Annotated in this window: 19 protein-coding genes; 9 read left to right on the top strand and 10 right to left on the bottom strand. The window is 65.7% G+C overall.

Annotation, left to right across the window (positions count from 1 at the left end; all coding sequences use genetic code 11):
• Position 1: 1 nt before the first annotated feature.
• Genes G7Y82_RS11725 through G7Y82_RS11740 form a run of 4 tightly spaced genes read right to left on the bottom strand, consistent with a single transcriptional unit; the run spans position 2 to position 4324 of the window.
• A complete protein-coding gene (locus G7Y82_RS11725) occupies positions 2 to 1318 on the bottom strand; it encodes an MFS transporter (protein WP_168148323.1) in 1317 nt (438 codons plus the stop codon).
• Positions 1315 to 2823, bottom strand: a complete 1509-nt coding sequence (locus tag G7Y82_RS11730) for a mannitol dehydrogenase family protein (RefSeq protein ID WP_168148324.1) — start codon at positions 2821 to 2823, stop codon at positions 1315 to 1317. The genes G7Y82_RS11725 and G7Y82_RS11730 overlap by 4 nt, the downstream gene beginning before the upstream one ends.
• Entirely contained in the window at positions 2820 to 3716 is an 897-nt protein-coding gene (locus G7Y82_RS11735) for an alpha/beta hydrolase (protein WP_168148325.1), read from the bottom strand. Before G7Y82_RS11735 ends, G7Y82_RS11730 begins: the two co-directional genes overlap by 4 nt.
• Before the next feature lie 53 nt (positions 3717 to 3769).
• Positions 3770 to 4324 carry a TetR/AcrR family transcriptional regulator gene (locus G7Y82_RS11740; protein WP_168148326.1) on the bottom strand — a complete coding sequence of 185 codons (555 nt, stop codon included), beginning with the start codon at positions 4322 to 4324 and terminating at the stop codon, positions 3770 to 3772.
• Positions 4325 to 4539: 215 nt separating this feature from the next.
• Here G7Y82_RS11740 and G7Y82_RS11745 point away from each other — a divergent pair, with 215 nt between their 5' ends.
• The 6 genes from G7Y82_RS11745 (at position 4540) to G7Y82_RS11770 (ending at position 13610) form a co-directional block, all read left to right on the top strand.
• Positions 4540 to 6162: an alpha/beta hydrolase gene (locus tag G7Y82_RS11745; protein ID WP_168148327.1), complete on the top strand. Its 1623-nt coding sequence runs from the start codon at positions 4540 to 4542 to the stop codon at positions 6160 to 6162.
• Between the two features lie 66 nt (positions 6163 to 6228).
• On the top strand, positions 6229 to 8442 hold the full coding sequence (locus tag G7Y82_RS11750) for a TonB-dependent receptor (protein ID WP_168148328.1): 2214 nt from the start codon (positions 6229 to 6231) through the stop codon (positions 8440 to 8442).
• Positions 8443 to 8557: 115 nt separating this feature from the next.
• Positions 8558 to 9790 carry a thiamine pyrophosphate-dependent enzyme gene (locus G7Y82_RS11755; RefSeq protein WP_206370620.1) on the top strand — a complete coding sequence of 411 codons (1233 nt, stop codon included), beginning with the start codon at positions 8558 to 8560 and terminating at the stop codon, positions 9788 to 9790.
• Positions 9791 to 9792: 2 nt separating this feature from the next.
• Entirely contained in the window at positions 9793 to 10809 is a 1017-nt protein-coding gene (locus G7Y82_RS11760) for an alpha-ketoacid dehydrogenase subunit beta (protein WP_206370622.1), read from the top strand.
• A 151-nt stretch (positions 10810 to 10960) separates the two neighbouring features.
• The gene (locus G7Y82_RS11765) at positions 10961 to 12229 is read left to right on the top strand and encodes a dihydrolipoamide acetyltransferase family protein (protein ID WP_168148330.1); all 1269 of its coding nucleotides are present in this window, start codon (positions 10961 to 10963) and stop codon (positions 12227 to 12229) included.
• 13 nt (positions 12230 to 12242) lie between these two features.
• Positions 12243 to 13610: an FAD-binding oxidoreductase gene (locus G7Y82_RS11770; protein ID WP_168148331.1), complete on the top strand. Its 1368-nt coding sequence runs from the start codon at positions 12243 to 12245 to the stop codon at positions 13608 to 13610.
• 10 nt (positions 13611 to 13620) lie between these two features.
• Here G7Y82_RS11770 and G7Y82_RS11775 read toward each other — a convergent pair whose 3' ends face one another.
• From G7Y82_RS11775 to G7Y82_RS11800, 6 genes are all read right to left on the bottom strand, one after another.
• The gene (locus tag G7Y82_RS11775; RefSeq protein ID WP_168148332.1) at positions 13621 to 14895 is read right to left on the bottom strand and encodes an acetyl-CoA C-acyltransferase; all 1275 of its coding nucleotides are present in this window, start codon (positions 14893 to 14895) and stop codon (positions 13621 to 13623) included.
• Between the two features lie 231 nt (positions 14896 to 15126).
• A complete protein-coding gene (locus tag G7Y82_RS11780; RefSeq protein ID WP_168148333.1) occupies positions 15127 to 16461 on the bottom strand; it encodes a hypothetical protein in 1335 nt (444 codons plus the stop codon).
• A complete protein-coding gene (locus tag G7Y82_RS11785) occupies positions 16458 to 17378 on the bottom strand; it encodes an ABC transporter ATP-binding protein (RefSeq protein WP_168148334.1) in 921 nt (306 codons plus the stop codon). Before G7Y82_RS11785 ends, G7Y82_RS11780 begins: the two co-directional genes overlap by 4 nt.
• A 101-nt stretch (positions 17379 to 17479) precedes the next feature.
• The gene (locus G7Y82_RS11790; RefSeq protein ID WP_168148335.1) at positions 17480 to 18286 is read right to left on the bottom strand and encodes an SDR family NAD(P)-dependent oxidoreductase; all 807 of its coding nucleotides are present in this window, start codon (positions 18284 to 18286) and stop codon (positions 17480 to 17482) included.
• Entirely contained in the window at positions 18286 to 19314 is a 1029-nt protein-coding gene (locus G7Y82_RS11795) for an NAD-dependent epimerase/dehydratase family protein (protein ID WP_206370624.1), read from the bottom strand. Before G7Y82_RS11795 ends, G7Y82_RS11790 begins: the two co-directional genes overlap by 1 nt.
• Positions 19315 to 19347: 33 nt before the next feature.
• Positions 19348 to 19848, bottom strand: coding sequence for a 2,4'-dihydroxyacetophenone dioxygenase family protein (locus G7Y82_RS11800; RefSeq protein ID WP_168148336.1), 501 nt, complete (start codon positions 19846 to 19848; stop codon positions 19348 to 19350).
• A gap of 145 nt (positions 19849 to 19993) precedes the next feature.
• Here G7Y82_RS11800 and G7Y82_RS11805 point away from each other — a divergent pair, with 145 nt between their 5' ends.
• The 3 genes from G7Y82_RS11805 to G7Y82_RS11815 all read left to right on the top strand — a co-directional run bounded on the left by G7Y82_RS11805 (position 19994) and on the right by G7Y82_RS11815 (position 23135).
• The gene (locus G7Y82_RS11805) at positions 19994 to 20995 is read left to right on the top strand and encodes an AraC family transcriptional regulator ligand-binding domain-containing protein (protein WP_168148337.1); all 1002 of its coding nucleotides are present in this window, start codon (positions 19994 to 19996) and stop codon (positions 20993 to 20995) included.
• An 83-nt stretch (positions 20996 to 21078) separates the two neighbouring features.
• A complete protein-coding gene (locus G7Y82_RS11810) occupies positions 21079 to 22683 on the top strand; it encodes a flavin monoamine oxidase family protein (protein WP_436286672.1) in 1605 nt (534 codons plus the stop codon).
• Complete coding sequence (locus G7Y82_RS11815; RefSeq protein ID WP_168148339.1) at positions 22680 to 23135, top strand: c-type cytochrome; 456 nt, start codon at positions 22680 to 22682, stop codon at positions 23133 to 23135. The genes G7Y82_RS11810 and G7Y82_RS11815 overlap by 4 nt, the downstream gene beginning before the upstream one ends.
• The last annotated feature ends 16 nt before the right edge of the window (positions 23136 to 23151 follow it).

Raw genomic sequence — 23151 nt, forward strand, 5'->3', positions numbered from 1 at the left:
CTCAACCCGCCGTGGCGTCACGGCGCAGCGTGCGCATCGCGGAGAGGAAACCGAAGGTGGCAATGACGCTGGTCGACAAGGTGATCGCCGTCAGGCCCATACGCAGATAGCCCTCGCCGCCCAGTGCACGACTGACCAGTGTCACCGCGGTCGGTGCGACACCGAAGCCGAACACGGCGCCGACGACGATGAACGCGCCCAGACAGATGCCTCGCAGCTCGTTGGGCATGTACACCGCGATAGCGGCGGCCGTGATCAGCCCGGTCATCGCCCCCGCCAACAGCAGCGCGCTGAGCAGGACGGCAAAACCGACCACGCCGGGCATCACGGGAAAGAACGCCGCCGGAATCGACAGCAGCGACGCCAACACCGCACCGAGCAACAGCCCACCGGGAATCCGGCCTTTCTGGCCAAAGTCAGCGCACAGACCACCGAAAATCGAACCCAACAGCCCGGAAAGCAGCACGATGGCCCCGAGCCAGCCACCGAAATGCTCGGCCTTCAGGCCGTAATCGCGAATCAGCACCGGCGATGCCCAGATGCCGGCGGAGGCGTCCGCCATGATGACCGTCACCTGGCCGATGAACAGCGGCAGCAGCAGAGCGCGGCGGCGCCAGATCGCCCGGAGGGCAGCACGCAGGTCGGGGCTCTGCAGCCCGTCGCGCTCATGGCGTACCGGCTCGCGCATCAGCAGGAGCGGAATGAACAACAGCGAACTGCCGATCGCGAACAGCACATTGACCCCGCGCCATGGAGACAAGGATCCGAGCCACGACGGTGTGTGGGTCGCCAGCTGACCGAGCAGCGCGCCGCCGACGGCAAACGCTGCCGCGGCACCGACGATCTTGCCCACCGACAGCGGCAACAGCGCGCGACCGCGCTGGTCCTTGGCGCTGAGATCGGCCGCCAGTGAAATGGCGACAGGCAGCGCGCACATCATGCCGACGCCAGCCAAGGTGCGCGCCAGAAACATCATCGCGAACCCTTGCGCGAATGCAGTCAGCAGCGTCCCCGCCGTCCAGGTCAGCGCCATCCATATCAGCAGGCGCATGCGGTTGCCGCGGTCCGTCAGGCGGCCGAGCGGCAGCGACAGCACGGCCACCGGAATCGACGTCGCCAGCCCTTGCAGCAAACTGATCTGCACATCGCTCATGCCCAGCTCGGCTTTGGCAGCCTCCTGCAGGATGCCGAAGACGCCTTGCGCGGCGGTGCTGCAGGCGACCACCAGCGACAGCACGAACAGTGCGGCAGCGGTCCGCCAGCGGCTGTCGAGGTGCGTCGCGTCGCCAATGGCGCTCGTGCCTTGTGGGATGCTCACCGTGCCGTCCCCGCTTGGCCTGGCACGCGCACGGCCATCAGCGCCGCATCGATGCCGGAATCGCGCAAGATGCGCAGGAAGGTGCTGACCGCTCGATGGAATGCCGTCTGCATCGACGCGTCGACCGGCAGATAGGCCTGCAGAAAGTCAGCACTGTCGCCACCGATCAGTGCGGCGGACGCCGAAGCCATCAGGGCGTCGACATCCCGATCCAGGTATTCGTGCTGCCTCGTGCGGTCGCCTGCAAGCCTCGCCAGATAGAAGATCCACAATGCGACAGCCAGCGACAGGTGTGCGCTCGGCCATTGGTTCTGCAGGCAGCGCAGCAGCGGCGGCAACAGCGTTTGCTGGAACTTGCTCGACGTGTCTTGCGCGAGCCGCGCAAGGCGATCCTCGATCGCGGCGTTGGCGAACCGTCTTAGCAACGATTGCCGGTAGTCACCGAGATCGACCCCGTCCGGCACCGACAGCACCGCCGCAACCTCGCCCATGTAGCCGTGCAACCAATCGCGGATGCGTTCGTCGCCGAGTGCGGCGTGGACTTGCTCGTAGCCGAGCATCAGGCCGATATGACTGAGCGCCGAATGCGAACCATTGAGCAGACCCACCTTCATCGCTTCAAACACGGCGACCTGCTCGGAAAGCATCGCGCCGGCACGTTCGAACGGCGGACGTCCGGCAACGAAGTGATCCTCGATGACCCATTGCCGCCACGGCTCGCAGATCAGCAGCGCTTCGTCTCGAATGCCCCATCGTGCAGCCAGTGTGGCGCGTCGCTCGTTGGACAGCGCCGGGGTGATGCGATCGACCATGGAACACGGAAACGAAACCTCGCGCTCGATCCAGGTCGCGAGTGCCGGATCGACTTCGGCGGCGAAATCCAGCACCGCATCGCGCAGGCGCTTTCCGTTTGCGATCAGGTTGTCGCAGGACAAGGCCGTCAATCCGCCGTGTGCCAACGCACGGCGCTTGGCCAGCGCGCGCACCATCAGTCCGGGCGCACTGCGAGGCCGCGATGGAAAACGGAGATCGTGCTCGATATCCGGGTGCTGGCGATGCAAGCGTCCATCGGCGCCCAGGCAGTAGCCGGCTTCGGTAACGGTCAGCGAGACGATGGCGGTGTCCGGATCTGCGATGCAGTCGATGGCGGCCAGCGGATCGGCGCTGGCATCGATCAGCGACATCAGGCTGCCGATCACGCTGCCGTGACGCGTGTCGCCTTCAAGCTCCCAGACCGAATACAGGCCGTTTTGGCGTCGCAAGACATCCAGCACGGGGCGGTCGGCGGCGCGCAATCCGATGCCGCAAATGCCCCAACCCTCAGCGAGTCCGGCCTCGCGCAGGCGATGCAGATACACGGCTTGATGGGCGCGATGAAACGCGCCGACGCCGATATGACAGATGCGATGCCGGATCTGCCGCGCGTAGGACGGCATGTCGGTCGCAGCATCGGGCGCCAGCGACGGCGCTTGCGCTGCCTCGAATCGCTGTTCGCCAACGATCATGACGCGGTCTCGCAGCACAGCCAATCGGCGATTTGCGCAACCGCTTGCCGGTGCGCCGGCGACGGTTTCAGGCCGACGAAGCCGTGCTGCTGCCCCGGATGCAGCTTGATCTGCGTCGCGACGCCGGCCGCGCACAGGCGATCGGCGTAGGCCTGTCCCTCATCGCGCAGCACGTCGAGCTCGGCAAGGAGGATCAACGCCGGCGGCAGCCCTTGCAGATCGTCGACACGCAGCGGCATCAGCCAGTCGTGCTCGGGCGTTCCCGGCTCCGGCAGATCACGGTCACCGAGATAGGTCCGCCACAGCCATTGCATGGCATCGCCACTCAGCGCGTGACCGCGCCCGCCGTACGCGACATAGGACGGCCGGCTGCTGTCGGGCTGATCGGCGACCGGATAGATCAGGACCTGACGATCGATCCCCCCCGGTCTCCGGCGCTGCGCATCAATCACGATGGCCGCCGCAAGATTGCCACCGGCACTGTCGCCGCAGATGCGGATGCGCGTGGGGTCGCCGCCCAACAACGGCGCCTGCTCGTGTAGCCAGTCAAGCGCCGCGCGACAGTCGAGAAACGCCGTCGGGAAGCGTCGCTCCGGTGCCAGGCGATAGTCGACCGAAACGACCAGATGCCCGCTCGCCAGACAAAGACCTCGACATAACGCGTCGTGCGTGCCGATGTCGCCACTGACCCAACCGCCGCCATGGAAGAACAGCAGCAGCGGAAATGGCTTGTCACCGCCCGGACGGTAGCAACGCAAAACGATGCGGCCACCGTCGACCTGCAGGCTGACGTCGTCAACCTGCACACCGGATGGGCGCGCACGCCACCAGTTGGCAGCCACCATCGCACGGGTCAGCACGCGCAGCGTGCCCACCTTGAATCGTTCCAGCACGTTGCTCCTCCGTGTCCGGGTCTTTCGGCCGCGGTGTCGTCCGCGGTCCTGATTCAACGCTTCAAGGCGATCGCCGTGAAGATTGCAACGAGATCATCGACATTGACGTAACCGCGGCCGGTCTGAAATTGCACCGTCGACATGCCATTGATATGCGCGACCAGGTGCGCGGCGATCGTGTCCGGTGTCGCCCGCAGTTGCTCGCCCTTGGCCAGCGTCGAATCCGCAACCATGGCGGCAAAACGTCCTATGACGGTTCGCGACAGGGCCTGCAATTCATCTTCGATTTCCGGCCGGCTGAGCGCGATGGTCTGCACGACAAAAAACAGCTGCTCTGCGGCGCCCGGCGCAAACGGGCGCGACTGGGCGGCGGCCTCCGCCAGGCGTCGCAGGTTGTCGCGTAGTGGCACGCCCCGCTCGAGCCCGGCCATCAGCGTTTCCATCATCTCTGCAATGGCGCGGCGCCACAGCGCGAAGAACAGATTCTGCTTGTCGCCGAACAGCGAGTAGATCGGCATGCGCGAATAGCCGGCGTGCGCGGCAACGTCGTCGATGGTGACTGCTTCGTAGCCTTTGCTGCAGAACATCGCCCAAGCGGCATCCAGCAATTCGTCGGATCGCTTGGCGCTTTGTTCAGACCGGCTCAGGCGAACGCGTTTCGCACTGGCTTTCGGCATGACCGCTCCTCCTTCTTGTTCATTTGTCGCCGCACTCGCCGATCAAACGAGTTGCAACGCAAATGCAAGATACCATATATTCAAATACACGATGTATTTATAAACACAACGTCAACCAAATTGACGGTCGCGCGGGAGGAGAGCCCATGTCGATAATGCAGAGCACGGCACCACCGGCCGCTGCCGTGACCGAGGGCGGCGCCTCGCGGCTGTCCGATGTCGGTCGCTTCCGCGTGCCGGGGCCGCTGCCTTGCGACATCGACATCGCCCTGCCGGCCGACTACCGCGCTCGCCGGCGCGCACGCTATCCGCTGCTGTTCGTCCTCGATACCGGCTACCTGTTCGGGTCGGTCGCCGAGATCGCGCGGCTGATGCACAGCACCGATGAAGTGCGGCCCTGCATCGTCGCCGCGTTGCGCATGCCCGAAGCCGCGAAAGATGTCGCGGCCCTGATGCGAATGCTGACGACGCAATTGCTGCCGGCGTGCACCCGTCGTTATCGGGTCGAACCCGGCGCCGTCGTGGTCTGTGACCTCGACAGTCGCGGCCGTCTCACCAGCGAACTCCTGCGCACCGACACTTCGGGCATCGACCACTTGCTCGCCGCAGATCCACGGCAACTCGAGTTTGCGCGACATCCCGGCCCGGCCAGTCGCTCATTGCTGCTGGTCGGCACCGACTCCGAACATTTCGTGCAGTGTCACGAGCAGGCCCGCGCTCGCTTGCCGCAGACCGTCGTTCGCGACTTCAGCTTCACTGCACTGCACGGTACCGCGCTGGCGACTCCCGCTGTCGCGTTCACGCTGCGCACCTTGTTCGCGACCGGCCGTGCCTATGGCCATCAGGTCGTGCCGCTGCGCCGCCGCCCGATCGTGCGGCTGCTGGAAACGCTGCGTCCGATCTTCGCCAGGCTGCAGCCCCGGCCGGCCACCGAGCCGGCGGGCAACCCGTACCGGATGTCCGCGCCGGAGCTGGATCGTGACTTCGAGGTCTTCATCTCCTTGCCGGCGGCGGCGCGTGCCGGGCACGCATGCCCTTTGCTGATCGTCCTCGACGCCAATATCGAGTACTCGATGGTCACCGAAACGGCCAGGCGCCTTGCGCGAGACGGCCGGATCGAGGAACTGATTGTCGTCGGCATCGGCACGCCGCGCATCGAAGGGCACGCCGCATTCGGCTTCCGCCGTTTCGAGGAACTGTTCCCACCGCAGGGCGAGGACCGCTTTGACGACGATCTGGGCCGCATCATGCGCTCGCTCTATGCGATGCGCGGACAACGCGCACGCGAGCGGCTCGGCCAAGGCGCGGCGTTTTATCGCTTCATTACCCGGCAATTGCTGCCGCAGCTGCAGCGCGACCTGCCGGTCGATTCGGACGCCCTCGGCATCGTCGGCCATTCCGCGGCCGGCACGTTTGTCGGCTATGCGCTGTGTCAGCCAGACAATCCGTTCAAGCGCCTGCTGTCGATCAGCCCGGGCGTCGGTATCAGCGATTCGTGGCTGATGCGCTGCCCGCTCCCTGCTGGCGGTGGCGATGCTGCGCTGTTCGTCGCGATCGGCGACGAAGAGCGCAGCAATGCCTTCAACATCATCGCCGGCATCCCCGACAGCGAAGCGTTCGCCGCGCGCATGCAAGGCGTCGCCGGCCTGCGCGTGCAGACCTGTGCGCTGCCGCACCAAACCCATTCCAGTGTGTTCCCGGCGGCACTGCCGGCCGGACTCGACTGGCTCTACCCGGTCACCGACAGGAGTGCAGTCGTGACCACTTGAAGCTTGCATTGCAACGAGGCGCCGGCACGAACCAGGCGCACGCCTATACGCAGAGGAGAGAACATCATGATTTACAAACTTTCGGCCATCGCGATCGGTGCATCGCTCGCATTCGCTGCTTCAGCGCCCGCGACGGCGCAGACCGGCAGCCAGGACCACGCAGCAGACCAGGACAGCACGACGCCCTACACGACGATTGCGCTGGCTGATGAAACGCCGACGACGCCCTCCCCTGCATCCGATGCGCCGCCGGAATCCCCCGAAGGTGTCGCGACGGTGGTGGTCACCGCGCGCAAGCGTGTCGAGCGCCTGCAGGACGTGCCGGTCGCAGTCACGGCAATCAGCGGCCAGCAGCTTGAAGAAAAGCACATTACGCAGGCCAAGGACATTGCCTCGATCACACCGGGCCTGAACATCACGTCCGACTCCGTCTCACGCTCATTCATCGACATCCGCGGGGTCGGCACCACGCTGATCGACACCGTGCAGCCCGGCGTCGGCATCTTCATCGACGGGGTCTATCAACCCAACACGTCCTATCTGAATACCCCATTGGTCGACGTCGACCGCATCGAAGTCCTGCGCGGTCCTCAGGGAACGCTGTTCGGGCAGAACACGCTTGGCGGTGCGATCAACATCATCACGCGCAAACCCACCGACAGCTTCGAAGGCAAGCTCGGCGGCTCGTACGCGGGGACCGACCACTATCGTCAGGTATTCGGCAGCATCAGCGGTCCCGTGTTGCCCGGCGTGCTGCGCGCGCGCATCGGCGGTGCCTACCAGAAGCAGGACGGCTTTCTCAAGAACACGCTGGCGGGTGGCGACGCCAATCCGCTCGATCAACGCGCCGTCAACGGCTCGCTGATCTTCGAACCGATCGCGGCCGCACATTTCACCCTGAACGGCTACTACAACCGAGTTTTCGGGGGCTCGACACCCTATGCGGACGTCGCGGGTCCCACCGACTACAAGGAAGACGTGACCACCAATCAGAATTCGCTGACGACGCTGCGCTATGCCGGCGGCAGTCTGAAGGGCGAGTTCGATGTTCCGTCCCTGAGCACACAGATCACCGCCGTGGCGGCTTACGACACGCGCCATGGCAACGGCAGCGGCGATGCAGACTTCGGCCCCATCGATCTCTTCCGAACCGCTTCGGCGACCAACGACTTCGACACCACCAGCGGCGAACTCCGCTTCGATACCCACTACAGCGACCAACTCTCGTCGCTGATCGGCTTGTTCACGAATCGCAACATCTACAAGGGCGATGCCACGACCGAGATCTACCTGGTTCCGGGTGCACCGATTCCTGCGCAAGCGCATCAACATAGCCAGACCAACGTCTACGCCGCCTACGGCACGCTGTTCTGGAACCCGATCTCGACGATGGAAGTGACGGCCGGGCTTCGCTACGACCACCAGCGGGTCGTGACGAATGGCGATACGACCGGCGAAATCCGCGCGTCGGAGCTGGAGCCACGCCTCACCGTCAAGCAAAGCTGGACACCGAACTTCATGACCTATGCGTCGATCGCGCGCGGTTTCCGTGGTGGTGGTGTCAACCCGCCCGGCGCGCCGAACCCGACTTACCAGGGCGATTCCGTCTGGACTTACGAGCTGGGCTCGAAGTCTTCGTTGATCGATGGGCGCCTGAACTTCGATGTGGCGGTGTTCTATAACGATTACCGCCATTTCATCGGGCAAAACGCACTGGCGCCCAGCACGACCGGCGTCGGTCCGGTCGCCATCAATCTCAATTCAGGAACGGTGCATAGCCCCGGCGCCGAGATGCAGCTGCAGGGCAATATCACGCGGCACTGGGCGGTCAACGCCGGCCTCACCTATCTGCACTCGCGCATCACGGACGGCTCCGATTACGAAGACACCACCGGCAAACCGCTACCGTCCAACCGGATTCTGTTCCTGGCCGACTGGACCGCGTTCGCCGGCACCAGCTACACCTTCGACATCGGAGACGACCAGCTGATCCTGGACACGAGCTATTCCTACAAGGGATCGCGCAATGGCTCGACGTCGAGCGCCGACTCCGTGCCACGGCTGGAGGCATACTCCCTGGTGAACGGTTCGATCACCTACCGCAACGCCCATTGGGACCTCGCGCTGTGGGGAACGAATCTGCTCAACGAGAAGTATTTTTCAACTTACATCGACAAGTCGATCAGCGAGGACGCGGGCCTGGTAGGGCCGTTGGCCAACAATCTCGGCATCATCGGCGACGAGCGCCGGGTTGGCGTGCGTTTGGGGGTCTATTTCTAAGGCTCCACACCGGAAATCAGGCCGCTGTCACTCGGTATCTTTCCTCATTCCCCCGGCGGGCAGGCGGGATATGGTGGTCGTCGCAGTTGATGGAGGACAACGAATGAGCAAAAAGATGAAGAAGCCTGAATCACTACGCCTGCACGTCCCCGAGCCGAAGAGCCGCCCCGGGCACTCGTCCGATTTCGGCGAGATGCATCTGTCGCCGGCCGGTGCGATACCGCGTCCGGCGGCCGATGCGGCGGAGTCGAAGCTGCGTGAGCTGCCGTACGGCCTGATCCGCGTGCTCGACGATGCCGGTCAGGCCTGTGGTGAATGGGCGCCGGCGCTGCCGACCGAAACGCTGTTGAAGGGGCTGCGCGCGATGATGCTGACGCGTGCTTTCGACGAGCGCATGATGCGCGCGCAGCGCCAGGGCAAGACCAGCTTCTACATGAAGTGCACGGGCGAAGAAGCCGTGGCCGTGGCGCAGGCGATGGCGCTGCACCCCGACGACATGCTGTTTCCGAGCTATCGCCAGCAGGGCCTGCTGATCGCTCGCGACTGGCCGATCCTCGACATGATGTGCCAGCTCTACAGCAATTCGGCGGACCGCCTGAAGGGCCGCCAGCTACCGGTGATGTACTCGGTGCGCGAAGTCGGCTTCTTCTCGATCTCCGGCAATCTCGGCACGCAGTTTCCGCAGGCGGTGGGCTGGGCGATGGCCTCGGCGATCAAGAACGATACGCGCATCGCCGCGAGCTGGATCGGCGACGGCACTACGGCCGAATCCGACTTCCACCACGCGATGACCTTTGCCACGGTTTACCGCGCACCGGTGATCCTCAACGTCGTCAACAACCAGTGGGCGATCTCGTCGTTTCAAGGCATCGCCGGTGGCGAGAGCGCGACCTTTGCGGCGCGCGCCATCGGCTACGGCATGCCGGGCCTGCGCGTCGACGGCAACGATTTCCTCGCGGTGTACGCGGCGACGCAGTGGGCCGCCGAGCGCGCGCGCACCAACCACGGCCCGACCATGATCGAGCTGTACACCTATCGCGCGGCGCCGCATTCGACCAGCGACGATCCGAACGCCTACCGTCCCAGCGACGAGGCGGCACACTGGCCGCTGGGCGATCCCATCCTGCGCCTCAAGCAGCACCTGATCGCCAGCGGCATCTGGTCCGACGAGCAGCACGCGGCGCTGCAGAAAGAGGTCGAGGATCAGGTCAAGGTCGCCGGTCGCGAGGCCGAGCGTATCGGCACGCTGGGTAGCGCCAACCCCGATCCGTCGACGCTGTTCGAAGACGTGTTCAAGGATCTTCCCGTCCACCTGCGTCGCCAGCGCGACGAAATGCTCGGAGCCTGAAGATGCCGACAATGAACATGATCCAGGCGCTGAACTCGGCGATGGATGTGATGATGCAACGCGACGACAACGTCGTCGTGTTCGGCGAGGACGTCGGCTACTTCGGCGGCGTGTTTCGCGTCACTGCCGGCCTGCAGAAGAAATACGGCCAGACTCGCGTGTTCGACACGCCGATCGCCGAAGGCGGCATTCTCGGCACGGCGATCGGCATGGGCGCCTACGGCCTGCGGCCGGTTGTCGAGGTGCAGTTCGCCGACTACATCTATCCGGCCTTCGACCAGCTGGTGTCCGAGGCGGCGCGCCTGCGCTACCGCTCGGCCGGCGAATTCTGGGCACCGCTGGTGGTGCGCACGCCGTGCGGCGGCGGCATCTTCGGCGGCCAGACGCACAGCCAGAGTCCGGAAGGCATCTTCACGCACGTCTGCGGTCTGAAGACCGTGATGCCGAGCAATCCGTACGACGCCAAGGGCCTGCTGATCGCGGCCATCGAGGACGACGACCCGGTGGTCTTCTTCGAGCCCAAGCGCCTCTACAACGGGCCGTTCGACGGCCACCACGACCGGCCACTGAAGGCCTGGTCTTCACACCCGACCAGCGATGTGCCGGAAGGCCATTACCGTATCGAGCTCGGCAAGGCGTCGATCGTGCGGCCCGGCAATGACGTCACCGTGCTGTGCTACGGCACGATGGTCCACGTCTGCCTCGCCGCTGCCGAGGAAGCCGGCATCGACGCCGAGATCATCGATCTGCGCACGCTGCTGCCGGTCGACGTCGACACCATCGAGGCCTCGGTCAAGCGCACCGGCCGTTGCGTCATCGTCCATGAAGCGACGCGCACCGGCGGCTACGGCGCCGAGCTATCGGCGATCGTGCAGGAGCATTGCTTCTGGCACCTGCAAGCACCGATCGAACGCGTCACCGGCTGGGATACGCCCTACCCGCATGCGCTGGAATGGGAGTACTTCCCCGGCCCCGCCCGCGTAACCGCCGCGCTCAAGCGCGCGATGGAGGTTGCATGAGCATGCGACACGGTGCTTTGCGCGTAGCGCAAACGGTTGCGGGAGCATGCTCTCTCATGCGAACGGCTGCACTTGAAGCCAGTCGCGAAGGTCAGTGCATGAGCATGCGACACGGTGCTTTGCGCGTCGCGCAAAACGCGAGGGCCATTTCATGAGCGCTCTGAACAAAACCTTTGTCTTCAAGCTGCCGGACATCGGCGAAGGCATTACCGAATCCGAGATCGCGCAACTGCATGTCGCGCTCGGCGATGTCATCGAGGAAGATCAGCCGCTGATCGACATGCTGACCGACAAGGCTGCGGTCGAACTGTCGTCGCCGGTCTCGGGCCGGGTCGCGAAAATCCACGGCGCGGTCGGCGACAAAATGCCGGTTGGTAGCGCGCTGGTCACGATCGAGGTCGAGGGAGACGGCAGTGCCGTCGCCGACGATGCCCCCGTGGCGGTCGCCGATCCGCCGGCGCCGGTACCGACCGCGGCCGAATCATCGAAAACGGCCACCGTGCCCGTCTCGACGGTCGGCGATGGGCCGGCGAGTTCGTCACCGCGCGGCTCGGTCGCCGCGTCGCCGGCGACGCGCAAGCGCGCCCGCGAACTCGGCGTCGACATCACCCAGGTGCAGGCCACCGGCCCTGCCGGACGCGTCAGCCGCGAGGATGTCGAGCGCCACGCCGCTGGCGGTCCGGCGGTGTCGACCGCGCGCACGCCGAGCTTCGGCGACGACGATGCCACCGAGGAAATCAAGGTCATCGGTCTGCGGCGCAAGATCGCCGAGGCGATGCAGCGTTCCAAGCAGCGCATTCCGCATTACGCGTATGTCGAGGAAGTGGACGTCACCGAACTCGAAACGCTGCGTCAGCACCTCAACGAAACGCACAAGGATCGCGCCAGGCTGACCTTGCTGCCGCTGCTGATTCAGGCGCTGGTCAAGGCGGTGCCGGCGTTCCCGCAGGTCAACGCCACCTACGACGACGAGGCCGGCATCGTCACGCGCCATCGCGCGCTGCACGTCGGCATCGCGGCGCAGACGCCGAACGGTCTGATCGTGCCGGTGCTGCGGCACGCACAGCGTCTGACGATGTGGGAACGCGCCAGCGAGATCCGCCGCCTGGCCGACGCCGCCCGCAACGGCAAGGCCACACGCCAGGAGCTGTCCGGCTCGACGATCACCATCACCAGCCTCGGCGCGCTCGGCGGCATCGTCACGACACCGGTCATCAACGCACCGGAAGTGGCGATCGTCGGCGTCAACAAGCTCGTCGAACGGCCGGTGGTGCGCAACGGCCAGATCGCGGTGCGGACCATGATGAACCTGTCGTCGTCGTTCGATCACCGCATCGTCGACGGCTTCGACGCCGCCTCGTTCATTCAGCGCGTCAAGGCACTGCTCGAACATCCAGCCACTTTGTTTATCGACTCATGAGGTGCGGTTCCCGATGATCCTTGAAGCTCTGCGCGCCGCGCTCGGTACCGATGCCGTGTTCGATGCGGCGCAAGTCGCCGAGCGCGCGACCAGCTACTGGAGCCAGGCGCCGATGCAAGGCGCTGCGCTGGTGCGGCCACGCAGCACGGACGACGTCGCTGCGGCGCTTCGCATCTGTCATGCCGCCGGTCAAGCGGTCGTCACGCACGGCGGGCTGACCGGCTGCGTGGAAGGCGCGATCGCCGATCCGCAGAGCGTCATCATCTCGCTGGAGCGGATGAACGTCATCGAGGAAATCGATCCGATCGGCCGCACGGCAACCGTCGGTGCCGGCGTGACCATGCAGAACCTGCAGGAAGCGGCACGCGAACAGGGGCTGCTGTACGCCGTCGATCTGGGCGCGCGCGGTTCGTGCACGATCGGCGGCAACGTCTCGACCAATGCCGGCGGCATCAACGTCATCCGCTACGGCATGATGCGTGCGCATGTCCTGGGGCTCGAAGCGGTGCTCGCCGACGGCACCGTGATTTCGTCGATGAATCGCATGCTGAAGAACAACGCCGGCTACGACCTCAAGCAACTGTTCATCGGCAGCGAGGGCACGCTCGGCATCGTCACGCGCGTGGTCGTGCGACTCGACGAGGCGATGAGCAGCCGCAACAGCGCGATGGTTGCCCTGACCAGCTTCGAGCAGGTCACGCAGTTGCTCAAGCGCCTGCAGCGCGAGCTCGGCGGTCAGCTCAGCGCGTATGAAGTGATGTGGGGCGATTATTTCCGCGACGTCACCGAACCCGGCTTTCATCGCGCACCGCTCGATCGCGGCCACCCGTATTACGTGATGCTAGAAGCCGAGGGCGCCGACGCGGACGCCGACGCCGCACGCTTCATGGCGGTGATGGAAGGGGCACTGGCCGACGAGCTGGTTGCCGATGCGGTGATTCCGCAGTCGGAGACCGAGCGCCGTACCCTATGGGAGATTCGCGAGAACTTCATGGCGCTGTATCGGAGACAACCGATCTTCCTCTACGACGTCAGCCTGCCGATCCGCGAGATGCCGGCCTATGTCGCCGAAGTCCAGGCGCGCCTCAAGCGGCGCTGGCCGAACAGCCGCTGCGACGTCATCGGCCATATCGGTGACGGCAACCTGCACTTCTTCGTTCACCCCGGCGCCGAAGGCGAACACCTGCACGAGCAGTCCGACGAAGACGTCTACGCGCCGCTGCAGCCGATCGGCGGTTCGATCTCCGCAGAGCATGGCATCGGCACTGAAAAGCGCCGGCATTTGCCGATCTCGCGCTCGGCCGCGGAAATCGCATTGATGCACACGCTCAAGCAGACCCTGGACCCCAAGGGCATTCTCAACCCGGGCAAGGTGCTGTAAGCCGGCCTCGTCAGCCGGCGCTTTCCAGCAAGGCAACGCTACCCTGCCCGCCGTCGGCGCAGATGCTGACGATCGCGCGTGTGCCGGCCGGCAGCGCCGCCAGTTCCTTGATCGCCTGACTGAGGATGCGCGCGCCGGTGGCGCCGAACGGGTGGCCGATGGCGACGCTGCCGCCGTTCGGATTGACACGCTCGCGCGGGAACGCACCGAAGTCGACATCGACACCGGCCTTGTCCGTCAGAAATGATTTGTCCTCGAGCGCCTTGATGTGGAACAGCACCTGCGCCGAGAACGCTTCGTGGATTTCCCAGAGCGCGATGTCGTCGTACCTCAGGCCCTGGCGCGCGAGCAGTCGCGGAATCGCGAAGGCCGGCGCCATCAGCAGGCCTTCGTGGCGAAAGTCGATCGCGGCGATTTCCCAGTCGACCAGCTTCACCCGCGGCGTATCGGCCGGCAATCGGCCGACACCGGCCCGGGTGCCGACCCAGATGGCGGCGGCGCCGTCGGTCAGCGGTGACGAGTTGCCGGCGGTCAGCGTGCCCAGCCCGCTCGTGCGGTCAAAGGCCGGCGGCAACTTCGCAAGTTTTTCCAGCGATGTCGCCTTGCGCGGAATGCCGTCGCGCGCGACGCCGTCGACGGGGATCACCAGGTCGTCGAAGAAGCCGCGCTCCCAGGCGGCGACGGCGTTCTGGTGGCTGGCCAGCGCCGAGGCATCCTGCGCGTCGCGCGAAATCTGCCATTCCTTGGCGGTGATCTCGGTGTGCTCACCCATGCTCAGACCGGTCGTGCGATTGGTCACGGCCGGGATGTAGAGCCGCACGTCACCGAACTTCAGGTCGCGAATCGAGGTGAGCTTGTCACTCATCGACTTCGCTTTCTGGAATTTGCGCAGCCAGTCGCTGAGCGTCTGCGTCAGGCCGACCTGTACGCGGCTCATGCTTTCCACGCCGCCGACCAGCGCCAGCTGCCGGCTCGAATCGTTGAGCATGCCGGCCGCTTCGAAGCTGCCGACCATACTGGTCGAACAGGCCATGATCGTTGAGAACGCGGGAATCGTCGGCGGCGCGCCGGCTTCCATCAGCACCTCGCGCGCCAGATTGCTCCAGGTCAGATTCGGTACGACGCTGCCCCACACGGCGAAATCGGGGCGGGTGCCCTGGGCCAGCATGGCCTGGACGACCGGCACCGACAGGCCGATCGCATCGCGCGCGGCGAGCGCGCCATCGACTTTCGCGAACGGGGTCCGCAGACCAGCCGCCAGCCAGGTTTCGGAACGAGTATTCATGAACGCACTCCTTGTGATCGTCGGGCCGGGTCGCCGTGTCTCCGGGATGCCCATGAGACTGCAACGATGTTGCGAATCATGGCGCCTCGACACCCCACCCGCCTATCGAGGGAGGCGCCTGTCATCAAGGTGTGCCGCCGACGGTCGCCGACTGCAGCGATGGATCGCGTCAAAGGCGAATCATCGTCGCCTGCCGCGCGACCGTCAGCCGGGAAGCGACGGCCGCTTCGATCAAGCCGGCAGCTGATGCCAACGCCTGCGGGCGAAGTCCAGCGCTGCCGCCGCCTGCGCCAGCATCACGATCAGCCAGGCCGGTTGCTCATGCACGAGCGGCGCCCAGAACGTCGCCGCAATCAGGCCCAGATGCAGGGCGATCAGCACGAACGGCAGCAGCACATAGAGCACCAGCAGGTAGATCGCCGCCGCAGCGTCGGCACGGCGTTGATCGCGTGCGAAGTTGAGGCCGAGCACGATGGCGCCGTCGCGCACCAGGAACACGAAGAACGCAGCGGCGGTGCTCGCCAGGGCGATGCCTTCCATGGTCTTTTGCGTGGCCAGCGCGCTGACGGCGAACAGCAGGCCGACGGCGGTCGCCAGCAGCGACGACGCCAGCCACTTCGGCGTCAGCTCCCAGGCGCGGCGTCGCTCGCCGTCTTTCCACAACGACAACAGACGGCGCAGGCGCACCCAGTCCTTGCGCTCACTGAACAGCATCAAATAGCTGGCTCCCAGCGCAACGATCGCGCAGACCGCGAGGTGCGCCGTGACGGGGCCGAACCGGGTGAACGGCAATGCCGGCAACGGATGGCCATAGAACCAGCCGCCAGCGAACGCGAAGACGAACAGCAGAAACGCGATCCATGCCGTCGGCGGATCGCGGAACGCCAGCTCTTCGCGCATGGCGCGATACAGACCGAGCACACTCCACAATGCCGCGAGCGTCGCGCACAGCAACGCGAACTCGACGTCGCTGAACTGCCAGCCGTACCAGCTCATCATCCCCGCACCGCGCGCACCGACAATCAGGCGAATCAGCTGCGGCGCGAAGATCACCAGCAACAGGATGGACGCGCCGCGCGACCGCGGCGTGACGACGCTGCGCGACAGTTTGCGCCACGACAGCAGTACCGACAGCAACGTCAGGGCATGGAAGGTCAAGGCGGTGAAGATGGCCGTCAGCGCGGCGAACAACGAAGCGCGGTCAGGTGTCGCCGTCAGCGCATAGATCAGCAGGCAGATCAGACCGCCGTACCACGCGAACACCGGCCCGCCGATCAGCTTGCCGAGCGTCATCGTCCACGGGCTCATGCCGGACAGACGTTGCTGATCCCAGGTGCCCTGCACCAGTTCCTGATTCAAGGACTCGCCGGCCTGCTTGGCGCCGTACATCACGGTGATGATGACGAACAACGACAGGCTGATCATCGGCAGGCCGCCAAGCCAGCCGTCGAGCTTGTGCCCGACCAGCGCGACGAGACCGAGGATGATGGGCATCGCCATCAGGCGCTGCGGGGTCAGCTCCAGCCAGGCATTGCGCTGGAATTCGGGATTGCGCAACACGTTCATGCGCGGGCCCTCCCCGCTTCGACGGCCAGCAGATACGCGTCCTGCAAGGTCGTTTGTTCGATGGTGAACTCGCACACCGCAACACCGTGACCGATCAGCCCGGCCAGCAGCGCCGCGAGGGCCGTGTCATCGCCGCTGAAGCTGAAACGCGCCTGCGTACCGTCGATCTGCAGCTCGCTGACCACATCGGCCAGAGCAGCAGCCAGCACTTCGCTCGTTTGCACCACGCGCAGACGTACACTGCGCATCGTGGTCTCGGCCGGTTGATCCAGCACCCGGTGCTCGGCGATGCGACCGCCCTGCATGACCAGCATGCCGGTGCAGTATTCCTCCAGCTCGGCAAGGATGTGCGACGAGACAACCAGTGTCATGCCGTCGGCGGCGAGTCGTCGCATCAATCCCGACAGCGCCGCACGCGATTCGGGATCGAGACCGGATGCCGGTTCGTCGAGCAGCAGCACGCGCGGCCGGTGGATGATCGACTGCGCGATCGCCAGACGCTGTCGCTGACCGCGCGACAGCGAACCGGCCTTGTCGTCGAGCTTGCTGCCGATTTCCAGTTGCGTCGCCACCTCGCCGATCCGCGCTTCCAGCGATGCACCGCCGAGGCCACGCGCACGGCCGGCGTACAACAGGCAGCGACGCACGCTCAGCTCGGCGTACAGGCCGAAGTGATCGGGCAGATAGCCGATGTGGCGATGCGCGTCGCGCGGCTGGCGCAGGACGTCGATGCCGGCCACCTCGATCTCGCCGGAGAACGGCTCGTCGAGTGCCGCCAGACAGCGCAACAGGGTGGTCTTGCCGGCGCCGTTGGGACCGACCAACGCGGTGATCGACGCCGGCGCCAGCGTAAAGCTGACGCGGTCGAGCGCACGTTGCCCCGGATATTCGTAGACCAGCTCGCTGGTGCGGATCATGTTGGCTCCATGGTCCACGCAGTATGGCGCAGATCGCGCAGCCCTGGCGTCGGCCGCAGCCGCCCTCGAACCGCACCTGACGGGTGCGGTGTGTAGGCGCCCTACGACAAGGCTTCGCCGGCCCGGCGCCTGCCGCGCTTCACCATGAACTGCATGAAGGCGTTGAACACGCCCGGCAGATGGCGGCCGATCATCGCACTCATCTTGGCGTTGATGCCCGGCACGATCAGCCAGCGTCCGGCATCGAGGCCGACGACGATGCGATCACAGGCGTCGTCGGCGTCGAGACTGCCGGCGACGTTCTTGATCGACAGCGAGATCGGGTCGCCGTCGCGGCGTTCCTCGGCCACCATCGGCGTCTTCACTTCCGGTGGGCAGATGCAGCTGATGTGAATCCCCCGCGACTCGTATTCGTAGCGCAACGTCGTCGCCAGACCGACCACCCCGAACTTCGACGCGCCGTAGGCGCTGTAGGCGTAGTTGCTGGTCAGGCCCGCCAGCGACGCGATCAGCGCCAGACGCGCGTCGCGCTTCATCGTCGGCAGCACCGCCGCGGCGAAGTGGAAGCTGCCGTTGAGGTTGACGTCGATGACGCGGCGAAACGCCTCGCCGCTGGTTTCGCCCAGCGTGCGGTTGAGAACGATGCCGGCCGAATTGATCGCCAGGTCCGGTGCGCCGTGCGCATCGACCGCCGCCTGCACCGCAGCCTTCACTGCATGCTCGTCGCGAATATCGATTTGGTGAAACGACCAGCTACCGCCGGCCGCATCCAGTGCCAGTCGCGCGGCGTCGCCGACGCGCTGATCGAGCACACTGACATGCGCGCCGCGCCGCAGCAGGCGCAAGGCCAGGCCCAGGCCGAGGCCCGAACCGGCGCCGCTGATCACGGTATGGGTGCATCGAATCATCAGGTGCTCTCCGGTATCTCGCCCGTTTCGCGCAGCCACGCTTCGCAGCGGCGCATGCCTTCCTGAAAGCCGATCTTCGGCGCAAAGCCGAGCAGCCGGCGCGCCTTGGCGATCGAATAGCCGCCGCGGCGCGCGAACATGTACATCGCGTCGGGTGTGATTTCGCTATTGCGGCCCAGTGCGCGATTGACGCGGAACAAGGCGCGGGTCAGCGCCAGCGTCGCCGCCAGCGGCAGGCTCGGCGGATCGCCGCGCCGGCCGGCCCAGCGCCAGTGGTGGCCGAAGAACTCGCGGCAACTGATCGGCTCGTCGCCCCACAGAATGAAAATCTGTCCGCGCGCCTGCGGCAGTCCGGCGGCGAGCAGCGTGCCGTCGACCAGATCGTCGATATAGATCGGCGTGAACACGCCGCGACCGCCGTCCGGCAGCAGCAACTGACCGGACCGCGCGAGCTTCATCACTTCCAGCAGCCAGGCCCGGCCACCCGGCCCGTAGACATCGCCGGGGCGAATGATGGTGCAGTCGATCTCACCGGCTGCGTGAGCCGCCAGCACCACGTGCTCGCTGGCGCCCTTGGCGACGCCATAGCGGTACTGCTCGCCGATCACCACCGGGGCGCGCTCGTCGGCGCCGGGCTCGTAGTCCCAGCCCATCGCCGCGATCGAGGAATAGTGCACGAAGCGCTGCGCGCCGGCGGCGATCGCCACGTCCAGCGCGCTGCGCACACCACGCACCGAGATCTCGCGATACGCCGGCCAGTCGCTGACCTGCGAGACGATCGCCGCGGTATGGATGAACAGCTCGCAGCCTTGCGCGTGCGCGGCCCAGTCCTGTGGCTGGGTCAGCTCGCCGGCGACGATGCCCTCGGCCGCGTCGCCGCGCAGGTCCATGCCCCGGACTTTACAGCCCAGCGCCCGATAGCGTGCCATCAGCGCGCGGCCGATGAAGCCATTGGCGCCGGTGATGAACACCGAACGCGGGGTGGACGGCTGCTGTCCGCCGGCCCCGGTTGGCATCGTCATGCTCATGTTGCCCCCTCGCCTGTCAGGCGGCCGCGACACTCAGGCCGTGTAGCCGACCGGCGGCGGCGTGATGTAGCGCGCAGGCTCCATGCCGCGTTCCTTGACCAGATGATCGAACATCTGCATCAGCCAGCTGGCGTCGAGGATACCGACGTACTGACCGTTGTCGTCGAAGTTCATGTTGGCGCCGCGCACGATCATCAGGCCCTCGGCGTCCTCGGCGGCGTCCTCCGGCACCGCGAAGGTGTGGATGGAACCGCCCGGCTCATACAGATAGCTGCCGGCGGTCTGCGGCTGGTCGGGGTATTCGACGTAGTTCCAACGCCCCTTCAGGGTGAAAAAATGCACGTCGCCGGTGTGGTAGTGCGTCGGCAGTCGAGTGCCGGGACGGAACATCGCGCGCAACACCCAGGCGCCATTGTGCGGGTCGAGAAACAGCGGCTGCGCATCGACGCCCGGCAGCGCGTCCTTGAACACCGGCAGTTCGTGAAAGTTGAGCGTCAGCAGCGCTGCGTGATCGACATACGGGGTCGGCTTCATGGTGATCTCCTCGTCTGGATTTTTGTGGCCGGCCCGGCGATCTGGCCCCGGCCGTGCTGCGCAGTGTCCGGATATGCCGCACGCAATACTTGATTTTTTGCGAGCATAATTTGATCTTTCACGAATAACTCCATCGGGACACTCGATGCACTATCTGGTCCGCAGCGGCTCGTTGGCCGGGTTCGCCGATCTGGTCAGTACGCTGGGCGCCGATCCGCTGGCAATCCTCGATGCCGTCGGTATCGAAGCGGCGGCGCTGCACGACGCCGACGTCTACCTGCCCTACCCGGCGCTGGCACGCTGCCTGACGCACGCGGCACAGGCCTGCCGCCGCGACGACTTCGGCGTGCGCCTGGCGCAGCGTCAGGGGCTCGACGTGACCGGCGCGCTCGGCACGCAGTTGTGCCTGCAGCCGTCGATGACGCGGGCGCTGGAGATGATGCAACGGCATCTCGATTTTCATGCGCGTGGCATCGAGCTGACAGCGACGCCCGCCCGCGGGTCCATCGTCATGAGCATATCGTTCGCGTTCGCGCATCAGGTCGACTGCGCGCAGCTGACCGCGCTGAGCATGGGCTTGCTGGTACGCAGCCTGACGCAGCTGCACGGCGAACCGTTGCCGCCGCAGCGCGTCGAGCTGCGCCAGCCAGCCCCGCGTGCCGCCGCACAATACCGGCAGCTGTTCGGCGCGCAGCTCGAGTACAACGCGCCGGCCGATCGCGTGCACTATCCAACGGCGCTGACGGATCTGCCGATTCGCGTCGACGCATGCCTGCGCGAACAGCTGAGCGCCAATTGGCGGCTGGGCCATGGCGACGCCGGCATGCTCAGTCTGGCGCAGCAGGTCGAGCGCGCCATCGTCGCACTGCTGCCGGTCGGCGACTGCGGCCTCGACAACGTCGCGCGCATGGTCGACCTGCACCCGCGCGTATTGCAGTCGCGTCTGCGCGCCGAGGGCCTGAGCTTCGGTGCCATCCTGCGCCGCGCCCGCGAGCGTCTGGCGCGCGAGCATCTGTCGCGCAGCGACACCCGCCTGACGCAGCTGGCGATGCAGCTCGGCTACGGCGACCTGGCGGTGTTCAGCCGTAGTTTCCGCAAATGGACAGGCCACTCGCCGCGAAGCTGGCGACGGCTTCATGCAAATTAATTTCCACTTTGTGTTTTCTGTCCGTTATCTGATTATCCACTTACGTCGCAAGATTGACGGCAGTCACAGGGAAAGGGAGCTATATGAGCGCTGCAGGAGCCGGACCGATGACCCGGCGCGAGCTTTTCAAGATGATCGGCATGGCCGCCGGCGGCGCGGCGATGTACCAGGCGATGAGCACGCTGGGCTACGCCGCCGAATCGCCGTTCAAGGGGCCGATCGACCTGTCCGGTGCGCCCAAGGGTGCGTCGGTGCTCATCCTCGGTTCCGGCGTCGCCGGCATGACGGCGGCTTACGAGCTGCGCAACGCCGGCTACAAGGTGCAGATCCTCGAGTACAACAACCGCCCCGGCGGCCGTAACTGGAGCATCCGCGGCGGCGATTCGTACACCGAGCTCGGTGGCTATACGCAGCACTGCGAATTCGACAAGGGCCTGTACATCAACCCCGGCCCCTGGCGCATTCCGTATCACCATCGCGGCCTGCTGCATTACTGCAAGATTCTCGGCGTGCCGATCGAGGCGTTCTTCCAGATCAACTACAACGCTTACCTGCATAGCTCCAAGGCGTTTGGCGGCAAGCCGCAGCGCTACCGCGAAATCAAGGCCGACTATCAAGGCCATGTCGCCGAACTGCTGTCGAAGGCGACGCGCCAGCATTCGCTCGATGACGCGATCAGCAAGGAAGACGCCGAAAAGCTTCTCGAATCGTTGCGCAGTTGGGGCGCGCTCGACAAGGACTTCAAGTACGGCAAGAACCTCACCAGCAGCGAGCGCCGCGGCTACGAGAAAGACCCCGGCGGCGGCCTGACGGCAGTGCCGATTCCGTCGCAGCCGATGGGGCTGAGCGACGTGCTCGATTCCGGCCTCTGGCAAGGCATTCCGAGCGGCGACAATTACGACATGCAGACCGCGCTGTTCCAGCCGGTCGGCGGCATGGGCCGTATCGGCGAGGCCTTCGGCCGCGAGCTGGGCTCGGTGATTCGCTACAACAGCAAGGTCACCAAGATCGAACAGAGCGAGCGCGGCGTCACCGCGACTTATGTCGACACCGCGACCGGTGCCACACACAGCGCCAGCGCCGACTGGTGCCTGTGCACCATCCCGCTGCCGGTGCTGGCGCAGATCCCGATGAACGTCGGCCAGAAGATGGCGGCGGCGATCTCGGCCGTGCCGTACGCGTCGGCGATCAAGGTCGGCCTGCAGTTCAAACGCCGCTTCTGGGAAGAGGACGATCACATCTACGGCGGCATCAGCTATACCGACCTGCCGATCACCAACATCGGCTATCCGAACTGCGACTATCACAGCCCCGGCAAGGGCGTGCTGCTCGGTGCCTACATCTGGGGCTTGAACGCCATGGAATTCACGGCGATGACGCCGCCGGAGCGGGTCATGAAGGCGGTCGAATACGGCAGCCAGATCCATCCGCAGTACAAGCAGGAGTTCGACAACGGCGTTGCCGTTGCCTGGCATCGCTCGCCGTTCACGATGGGCTGCTACGGCATGTGGAGTTCCGACGCACGCGCCAAGCATTACGAGGATCTGTGCAGGATCGACGGCCGCATCGCGCTGGCCGGCGAGCATGCGTCCTACCTCGGCGGCTGGCAGGAGGGTGGCGTGACGTCGGCACTCGACGCGATCGGCCGCATCCACCAGCGTGCTGTCGCGCAGGGGAGCAAGGCATGAAAACCCGGCTCGCATTGACGCTCGCCCTCGCCGCGCTGAGTCTTGGCCTGTCCGGTCTTGCGCGCGCCGACGACTCACTGTTCACATCGAAGGAAGGCATAGAACACGCCGACGGTGCATCGATCTACACGCACATTTGCCAGGGCTGCCACATGCCCGGCGGGCTCGGCGCGATCGGTGCTGGACATTATCCGAAGCTGGCGGGCGACCCCAAGCTGTCGTCGTGGCAGTACGCCGCGTTCACCGTGCTCAACGGCCGCAACGGCATGCCGCCGTTCGGCCTGCCGCCCGATCAGGTCTGGGAAACGCGCACCGTGCATCTGAGCGACGAACAGGTCGCCGATGTCGTCAACTATATCCGCACGCATTTCGGCAACAACGACGGCGAAGCGATCACCGCCGCACAGGTCAAGGCGCTGCCGCATCCGAGTGCACCGCCGGCGCAAGACTGAGCATCACGGTTCGGGG

Source organism: Solimonas marina (assembly GCF_012241385.1).
Classification (GTDB): Bacteria; Pseudomonadota; Gammaproteobacteria; order Nevskiales; family Nevskiaceae; genus Solimonas; species Solimonas marina.

What these genes read in the sequence shown, in the direction of transcription:
- G7Y82_RS11805 (WP_168148337.1), top strand. Translation starts at nt 19,994, where the DNA reads ATGCACTATCTGGTCCGCAGCGGCTCGTTGGCCGGGTTCGCCGATCTG.
- G7Y82_RS11755 (WP_206370620.1), top strand. Translation starts at nt 8,558, where the DNA reads ATGAAGAAGCCTGAATCACTACGCCTGCACGTCCCCGAGCCGAAGAGC.
- G7Y82_RS11760 (WP_206370622.1), top strand. Translation starts at nt 9,793, where the DNA reads ATGCCGACAATGAACATGATCCAGGCGCTGAACTCGGCGATGGATGTG.
- G7Y82_RS11750 (WP_168148328.1), top strand. Translation starts at nt 6,229, where the DNA reads ATGATTTACAAACTTTCGGCCATCGCGATCGGTGCATCGCTCGCATTC.
- G7Y82_RS11810 (WP_436286672.1), top strand. Translation starts at nt 21,079, where the DNA reads ATGAGCGCTGCAGGAGCCGGACCGATGACCCGGCGCGAGCTTTTCAAG.
- G7Y82_RS11770 (WP_168148331.1), top strand. Translation starts at nt 12,243, where the DNA reads ATGATCCTTGAAGCTCTGCGCGCCGCGCTCGGTACCGATGCCGTGTTC.
- G7Y82_RS11785 (WP_168148334.1), bottom strand. Translation starts at nt 17,378, where the DNA reads ATGATCCGCACCAGCGAGCTGGTCTACGAATATCCGGGGCAACGTGCG.
- G7Y82_RS11795 (WP_206370624.1), bottom strand. Translation starts at nt 19,314, where the DNA reads ATGAGCATGACGATGCCAACCGGGGCCGGCGGACAGCAGCCGTCCACC.
- G7Y82_RS11775 (WP_168148332.1), bottom strand. Translation starts at nt 14,895, where the DNA reads ATGAATACTCGTTCCGAAACCTGGCTGGCGGCTGGTCTGCGGACCCCG.
- G7Y82_RS11800 (WP_168148336.1), bottom strand. Translation starts at nt 19,848, where the DNA reads ATGAAGCCGACCCCGTATGTCGATCACGCAGCGCTGCTGACGCTCAAC.
- G7Y82_RS11815 (WP_168148339.1), top strand. Translation starts at nt 22,680, where the DNA reads ATGAAAACCCGGCTCGCATTGACGCTCGCCCTCGCCGCGCTGAGTCTT.
- G7Y82_RS11790 (WP_168148335.1), bottom strand. Translation starts at nt 18,286, where the DNA reads ATGATTCGATGCACCCATACCGTGATCAGCGGCGCCGGTTCGGGCCTC.
- G7Y82_RS11730 (WP_168148324.1), bottom strand. Translation starts at nt 2,823, where the DNA reads ATGATCGTTGGCGAACAGCGATTCGAGGCAGCGCAAGCGCCGTCGCTG.
- G7Y82_RS11745 (WP_168148327.1), top strand. Translation starts at nt 4,540, where the DNA reads ATGTCGATAATGCAGAGCACGGCACCACCGGCCGCTGCCGTGACCGAG.
- G7Y82_RS11765 (WP_168148330.1), top strand. Translation starts at nt 10,961, where the DNA reads ATGAGCGCTCTGAACAAAACCTTTGTCTTCAAGCTGCCGGACATCGGC.
- G7Y82_RS11780 (WP_168148333.1), bottom strand. Translation starts at nt 16,461, where the DNA reads ATGAACGTGTTGCGCAATCCCGAATTCCAGCGCAATGCCTGGCTGGAG.